Annotated in this window: 5 protein-coding genes; all 5 read right to left on the reverse strand. The window is 64.0% G+C overall.

Features of this window, described 5'->3' with window-relative positions; translation table 11 throughout:
- Positions 1-106: 106 nt before the first annotated feature.
- Entirely contained in the window at positions 107-1,255 is a 1,149-nt protein-coding gene (locus ACCD00_RS29895; protein WP_413428813.1) for a hypothetical protein, read from the reverse strand.
- A 117-nt stretch (positions 1,256-1,372) separates the two neighbouring features.
- Positions 1,373-3,031: a dipeptide ABC transporter ATP-binding protein gene (locus tag ACCD00_RS29900; protein ID WP_413428809.1), complete on the reverse strand. Its 1,659-nt coding sequence runs from the start codon at positions 3,029-3,031 to the stop codon at positions 1,373-1,375.
- 2 nt (positions 3,032-3,033) lie between these two features.
- Positions 3,034-3,870 (reverse strand): ABC transporter permease, encoded by an 837-nt coding sequence (locus ACCD00_RS29905; protein ID WP_413428810.1) that lies wholly within the window; start codon positions 3,868-3,870, stop codon positions 3,034-3,036.
- Positions 3,867-4,820 carry an ABC transporter permease gene (locus tag ACCD00_RS29910; RefSeq protein WP_413428811.1) on the reverse strand — a complete coding sequence of 318 codons (954 nt, stop codon included), beginning with the start codon at positions 4,818-4,820 and terminating at the stop codon, positions 3,867-3,869. The genes ACCD00_RS29905 and ACCD00_RS29910 overlap by 4 nt, the downstream gene beginning before the upstream one ends.
- Positions 4,821-4,896: 76 nt before the next feature.
- Positions 4,897-6,531: an ABC transporter substrate-binding protein gene (locus ACCD00_RS29915; protein ID WP_413428812.1), complete on the reverse strand. Its 1,635-nt coding sequence runs from the start codon at positions 6,529-6,531 to the stop codon at positions 4,897-4,899.
- Between the last annotated feature and the right edge of the window lie 163 nt (positions 6,532-6,694).

Consider the following 6,694-nt stretch of genomic DNA (forward strand, 5'->3'; position numbering starts at 1 on the left):
ACCCCCCCTTTTTGTTTTGTTGGGGCGCGCTCCGGCGCCGCCACCCCCCCCCCCCCAACACCGGGGGGGGGGGGGCGGCCCCCCCCGCGAAAGCGTCCTCAAGGGATCAGAAGTAGTAGCCGATGTTCACGTACAACTGGTTCTCCCACTGATCAGTCCCACCCGCCCCGAGGCTCTGGGTATAGCTGCTGCCGCCAATGTACGGATCGTTCTTGCCGAACAGCCATTCGGTGTAGACCCACAATTTGCTGACCGCGAACGAGGTGCCGAGGATCATCCGCTGGGAGGTCTTGAAGTCATCGGCGGATTTGTCGAAGGCGCTGTAGTTGGCATAGAGCTTGACCCCGCTGACCTGGTCGAACAGGTACTTGCCGGCCACGTCATAGCTGACGTCCGCCACGTACAGGTTGCCGCGGCTGGCGACGTTGTAGGTGCCGTCGTAACCGCCGAGGGTCACCAGTTCATCAGTGCCGGGGTTGCGCGGTGACATCTGCTGCCGCGCTGCCTGCAACTGCACGCCCCAGGGGCCGTTCTTGCCCAGGTAGTGCACGGCCACGGCATTGCGCCGGCCGTCGTTATCGGTGTCCCTGTTCTGGATGCTCGACGTCAGGCCGGAAACACCGACCTCGGACTTCCATGGCCCCAGGTCCAGCGCCTTGGCCACGCGCAGCACCATGGTATTGCGTTCCTGGTTGTCGCTGCCGTCGGCCACATAGCTGTCGGCCTCCGACACCACGCTGGAGTAGGTGACGCCGTTGCTGGTGCCTTTGCCTTGCCAGGCCGGGCGCAGGTAGTAACCGGCCTGGATATTCCAGTCACCGCTTTGCTGGATGTACTTGGCGCCGACCTGTTGCACATCTTCCAGGCCGATGACGTTGCCCAGGGTTTCGTAGAAGGTGCTGCCGAAGTACGGCTGCAAACCGAACGGCACCGTGTTCAGGCCCACTTGCACCTGCTGGTCGGGGTTGAACTTGTAGCCGGCCCACGCGTACTTGGCGAATTGGATGTCGCCATAGTTCCTGGTGTACTGGTAGGGATAGGAACGGCCGTAGAAACGGTACTGGGCCTCACCGATCCAGGTGTCGGAGTTGTATTTGGCGCTGAGAAACACGGTGTCGAGGCCGAACTTCTGGATGTCGCGGTCCGGGTCGTAGTCCCAGCGGGCGCGGACGGCACCGCCAAGGTCGAGGTTGTCGGTGACCTGGATCGCCATGGCCGGTGCCGCCAGGGCGCCGAGCACCGGTATCAGGGCCATGGAATGAATCGCGCGAAGGGTAGTTGTGCGCAAAGTCTTACTCCTGTTTTTGATTTTATGTTGGCAACAGCAACCCAAGCCGCAGCGAACGCAGCGGCGTGGGGAAAGGGGTTCGGGTTATCGGGCCTGGGGTCGGATCAGTCTCAACGCCGGGCCATCGACAGGGCTGGCCTGTATCGCCGAAGCGCCGGGGGCCGCCGCCAGCAGCGTCTGGGTGTAGCTGTTCTGCGGCCTGAGCAGTACCTGTTCAGCGGTGCCGTACTCGACCACTTCACCCCGGCGCATCACCGCGATGTAGTCGCTGATCTGCGCCGCCACCCGCAGGTCGTGGGTGATGAACAGGATGCTCAGGTTCAGCCGCTGTTGCAGTTCGGCGAGCAACTCCAGCACTTGCTTCTGCACTGACACATCCAGGGCCGAAACGCTTTCGTCGGCGATCAGCACTTCCGGGCGCATGGCCAGCGCGCGGGCGATGCCGATGCGCTGGCGCTGACCACCGGAAAACTGCCGTGGCTTGCGTTTGAGGGCGTCGCGCTTGAGCCCGACCTGCTCCAGCAGATCACCGGCTTCGATCCACGCATCCTTGGCCGACAAACCACGCAATTGCGCGGCGCGGGCGATGATGTCGCCGACCCGATGGCGTGGATTGAGCGAGCCATAAGGGTCCTGGAAAATCATCTGGATGCGCCGTCGGTTGGCTGCCAGCGCAGCCCCGCGCAAAGCCAGGAAGTCGGTGTCGCCGAGCCAGACGTGACCGCTGTCGCTGTCCACCAGGCGAATCGCCGCTTTGACCAGCGTACTCTTGCCCGAGCCGGACTCGCCGACGATGGCCAGGGTCTTGCCCCGTGGCAGTTGCAGCGAGACATCCCGCAACGCCGCCACCGAGCGGCCGCCGACGTTGTAGGTCTTGTTCAAGTGCTCGATGCGCAACGCCAGTTCGCCGTCGGCACTCGGTACGTGGAGTTCCGGGTGCAGCGCCGGCACCGCCGCGATCAGCTTGCGGGTGTACGGGTGCGTCGGGGCATTGAGCACCTGGTCGCGCTCACCGATTTCCACCAGCCGCCCACCTTCCATCACCGCAATCCGGTCGGCGATCTCCGCGACCACGCCAAAGTCATGGGTGATGAACAGAATCCCGTGCTGGCCGCGCCCGCGCAGTTCGCGCACCAGTTTCAGCACTTGCGCTTGCGTGGTGACGTCCAGCGCCGTGGTCGGTTCGTCGGCGATCAGCAGGTCCGGGTTCATCGCCAGGGCCATGGCGATCACCACGCGCTGGCATTGGCCACCGGAAAGCTGGTGCGGGAAGCTGTTGGCTATCCGGGGCGGGTCGGGCAAATGGGTCGAGTCGAGCAGGGCGAGCATGCGTTCGCGACGTTCGGCGGCGGGCATTTGCGGTGCATGAATGTCGAAGATTTCCTCGACTTGCCGGCCGATGCGGATCGCCGGGTTCAGTGCCGCCATGGGTTCCTGGAAAATCATCGCGATGCGATTGCCGCGCAGCTGGCGCAAGGCATCGTCCGGCATGCGGCAGATGTCGTCGCCGAGAAAGTCGATCACCCCTTCGCTGTGGCGCAGGCCTTTGGCGTAGTCGCCCATGATCGCCGCCGACAGCACGGATTTGCCCGAGCCGGACTCACCGATCACGCAGAGGATTTCGCCCTTGCGCACCTCCAGGCTGATGCCGTGCACGGCGTGGCTGCGGTCGGCGCCGGCCGGCAGTTCGATGGAGAGGTTCTCCACGCGCAGCACTTGTTGCAGTTTCTGTGGGTTGTTCATGCTCAGCTCCTTGCGCCTTTCTGGGCGTGTTCATCCAGGCCGTCCGCCAGCAGGCTCAGGCCCAGCATCAGGGTGGAGATGGCAATGCACGGGAAGATCACCAGGTGCGGGAACGCGATGGCCATGCTGCGGCCTTCGTTGATCATGCCGCCCCAGTCCGGGGTCGGCGGTGGCAGGCCGAGGCCGAGGAAGCCGAGGGCGCCGATCATGATCGCGGTGTAGCCGATGCGCAGGCAGAAATCGACGATCAGCGGCCCGCCGCAGTTGGGCAGGATTTCCACCAGCATGATGCGTAGCGAACCTTCGCCCTGGGTGATGGCGCTGAGCACGTAGTCCCGGGAGCGGATGTCGATGGTCAGGGCGCGCATGATGCGGAAGATCGCCGGGGCGCTGGTGAAGGTCACCGCGATCAGGATGTTCAGCGCCGAAGCGCCGAGGGCGATGATGATCACGATGTACAGCACCAGCACCGGGAACGACAGCACGGTGTCGGCGACATAGGACAGGAAGGCGTCGACCTTGCCATTGAAGTAACCGGCACACAGGCCCATCGCGATGCCTGCGGCGAACGCGGTCAGGGTGGCGAGGATCGACCAGAACAGCACGGTCCGGGTGCCCCAGATCAGCCGCGAAAGAATGTCCCGGCCAATCATGTCGGTGCCCAGCAGGAAGCTCTGGCCGCCGGGGTCGGCGGTCATCGGCGTGAGCAACGGGCTGAAGCTCTCCAGCGGGTCGTGGGGCGCCAGCCATGGCGCAAACGCGGCGATCAGCACCCAGCCGCCCACCAGCAGCAGGCCGAGCAGGGCCAAAGGATGTTTGAACGAATGCAGGAAGCTCATTGGCCACCTCCGCCAAGACTGCGCAAGGTGATGCGCGGGTTGAGCCAGGTGTAGGCCAGGTCGGAAAAGATTTTGGTCGCGCCAACCACCGCGCCGCTGATCATGGCGCAGGCTTCGATCAGGTACACGTCGTGGTTCAGCGAGGCGGTGTACAGCAATGAGCCGAAGCCCTTGTAGGCGAAGAACACCTCGACCACGATCACGTTCGACAGCAGCCACGGGATGTACAGCATGATTACCGTGATCGGTGCGATCAGCACGTTGCGCAGGGCATGGCGCAGGACGATGCGCGAAGTCGACGCGCCCTTGAGGCGAGCGGTGCGGATGTACGGCGCCTGCATCACTTCGACCATCGAGGCGCGGGTGATGCGCGCCAGGTAGCCGATGCCGAACAGGCACAGCACCATCAGCGGCAGGGCCAGTTCGGCGGCGTTGAAGCCTTCGCTCATGCTGCTCACGCCCGGCAGCCAGTTGAGCCAGAAGACGAAGATCGCCGAGACGAACACCGCACTGGCGAAGTCCGGAATCGACGTGGTAACAATCGACAGGAACGACACCAGGCGGTCCACCGGCGAGCCCTGGCGAATGCCCGCCAGAATGCCCAGGGTCAAAGCCACCGGCACCATGATCAACAGCGCCAGCCCGGCGAGGATCAGGGTTTGCCCAAGGTTGGGCAGCAGCAGGTTGATCACAGGCTCGCGAAAGTGCACCGAGGTGCCCCAGTCGCCGCTGACGAAATCCTTCAGCCATACCAGGTAGCGCCACAGGAACGGCTGGTTGTAGCCGTGTTCCACCAGCCACGCCGCGCGCTGGTCGGCGGCGGAGTAGGGGCCGAGGACGTTGATCGCCACGTCCTCGATATTCAGTTCGAGGGCGACGAACACGATCAGCGACACCGACAACAGGGTCGCGATCAACGCCATCAATTTGCGTAACAGAAATTCAGCCATGCTTGCAGGCTCCGGCTAATCAAGGGATGCCGGCCCGCCGCACCGGTCGGTGGGCGGGCACTTTCGGGGCTGCGGGTCAGGCGCTCAACCAGACTTCATCCATTGGGTAGAAGTCCGAAGGGTGAACCTTGAAGCCCTGGACCTTCTTGCTGGTGGCGGTGAACTTGTCACCCCAGAACGGCTGCACCATCACGGCGGCGTCCTGCAGGATGCGTTCGACGTCCTGCATCGCCAGGGCGCGTTGCTGCGGATCGATGATGCCCATGGCCTTGTCCAGCGCGGCGTCGAACGCCGGGTCGCTGTAGTGGCTTTCATTCCAGGCGGCGCCGCTGCGGTAGGCCAGTTCCAGAGACATCACGCCCAGCGGGCGGTGTGCCCAATAGGTCAGGCTGAACGCCGCCTTGTCCCAGATCGGCCAGTACTGGGTGGCCGGGATCACCTTGAGGGCGATGCGGATGCCGGCGTCCAGGCAGTTCTGTTGCAGGATCTGCGCGCAGTCCTGTTCGTAGCGGCCCTGGGTGTTGCCGACGATCAGGTCGATATCGATGCCGTTGGGGTAACCGGCTTCGGCCAGCAGCTTTTTCGCTCCGGCCACATCCCGCTCGCGCTTGGGCAGCGGCGAGTATTCCGGATGGGAGGGCGCGACGTGGTGGTCTTCACCGAGGGTGCCCATGCCGCGATAGGCGATCTTCAGCATCTGCGCGTTATCGGCACACAGCACCACGGCTTTGCGGATGCGCACATCGGTAAACGGCTTCTGGTCGCAGGCCATGCGCATGACCACGGTTTGCGCCGACTTGCAGCTCAGCAGCTGCGCCCCCGGCAAGCGTTTGGCCAGGTCCAGCTCGGCGACGGTGATGCGATAGAGCACGTCCACTTGACCGGCCTGCAAGGCAGCCAGATGGGTGGAAATGTCGGTGCCCATGTCGACGTAGCGCAGTTCGTCGAGGTTGGCCGGCTTGCGCCAGTAGTCCGCGCGTTTGGCGAAGGTGGCCTGCTTGTTGACCGCGAAAGAAACCAGCTTGAACGGGCCGGTGCCGATCGGGTTTTTCGTCCAGTCGTCGCCGTTCTTGAAGCTGCGGTGCACCAGAGTGCAGGTGAAGGCACTGAGCATTTCCGGAACGGCCAGGATCGGGCGCTTGAGCACCAGGCGGAACTGGTACGGGCCGGTTTTTTCGAAGGTTGCAACGTCCTGGAACGCGGTGCGGTTGACCGACTTGGAGTCGGCGGCGATCCAGCGATTGATGTTGTGCTCGACGTCGTCGCTGGTGAACTCGTCGCCGTTGCTCCACTTCACGCCTTGGCGCAGGTTGAAGGTCCAGACCTTGAGGTCTTCGGACGGGCTCCAGCTTTCGGCCAGGTACGGGTGGGTGATGTTCTGCGCATCGACCCAGGTCAGGAACTCCAGGGAATTGCGCAGCAGGTTCGACGCTTCGATCCAGGTGATCAGCATCGGGTCCTGGATTTCCTGGATGGCGCAGGCAAAACGCAGGCTACCCCCTTGGCGCGGCGGCTGATCCTCGGCGGCGAACGCCGAATCGCCGAGCAGCGCCGAACCGATAAAGGTGCTGGCGCTGGCCACGGTGACGCCCAGCAGGGCGGCGGTGCGCAGGAATTGTCGACGGTTGATCCGGCCATTCCTGACCTGTGTGCACAGGTCGTCGACGGCAGGGTGCGGCGCGGTGCCGTCCAGTGTCATCAGCTCGTTCATAAAGCCTCTCCGATACGTAGCAAAGTGCGTTTTTCGACTGGCCGCAGGCGGCCTGGAACTCAAGGGATCAAGTCAGCGAAAGAATCAGCGGCGAGCACCGTGCAGGCGCAGGCGAGGCGGGCGGGAAGCCGGCAGTTCAAGCGGTCGGGGCGTATTCGGGAGG

The organism is Pseudomonas sp. Pseusp3 (assembly GCF_047304225.1).
Taxonomy (GTDB): domain Bacteria; phylum Pseudomonadota; class Gammaproteobacteria; order Pseudomonadales; family Pseudomonadaceae; genus Aquipseudomonas; species Aquipseudomonas fluorescens_CD.

Coding starts and splice junctions, on each gene's coding strand:
- ACCD00_RS29895 (WP_413428813.1), bottom strand. CDS start 1,255: ATGGCCCTGATACCGGTGCTCGGCGCCCTGGCGGCACCGGCCATGGCG.
- ACCD00_RS29900 (WP_413428809.1), bottom strand. CDS start 3,031: ATGAACAACCCACAGAAACTGCAACAAGTGCTGCGCGTGGAGAACCTC.
- ACCD00_RS29905 (WP_413428810.1), bottom strand. CDS start 3,870: ATGAGCTTCCTGCATTCGTTCAAACATCCTTTGGCCCTGCTCGGCCTG.
- ACCD00_RS29910 (WP_413428811.1), bottom strand. CDS start 4,820: ATGGCTGAATTTCTGTTACGCAAATTGATGGCGTTGATCGCGACCCTG.
- ACCD00_RS29915 (WP_413428812.1), bottom strand. CDS start 6,531: ATGAACGAGCTGATGACACTGGACGGCACCGCGCCGCACCCTGCCGTC.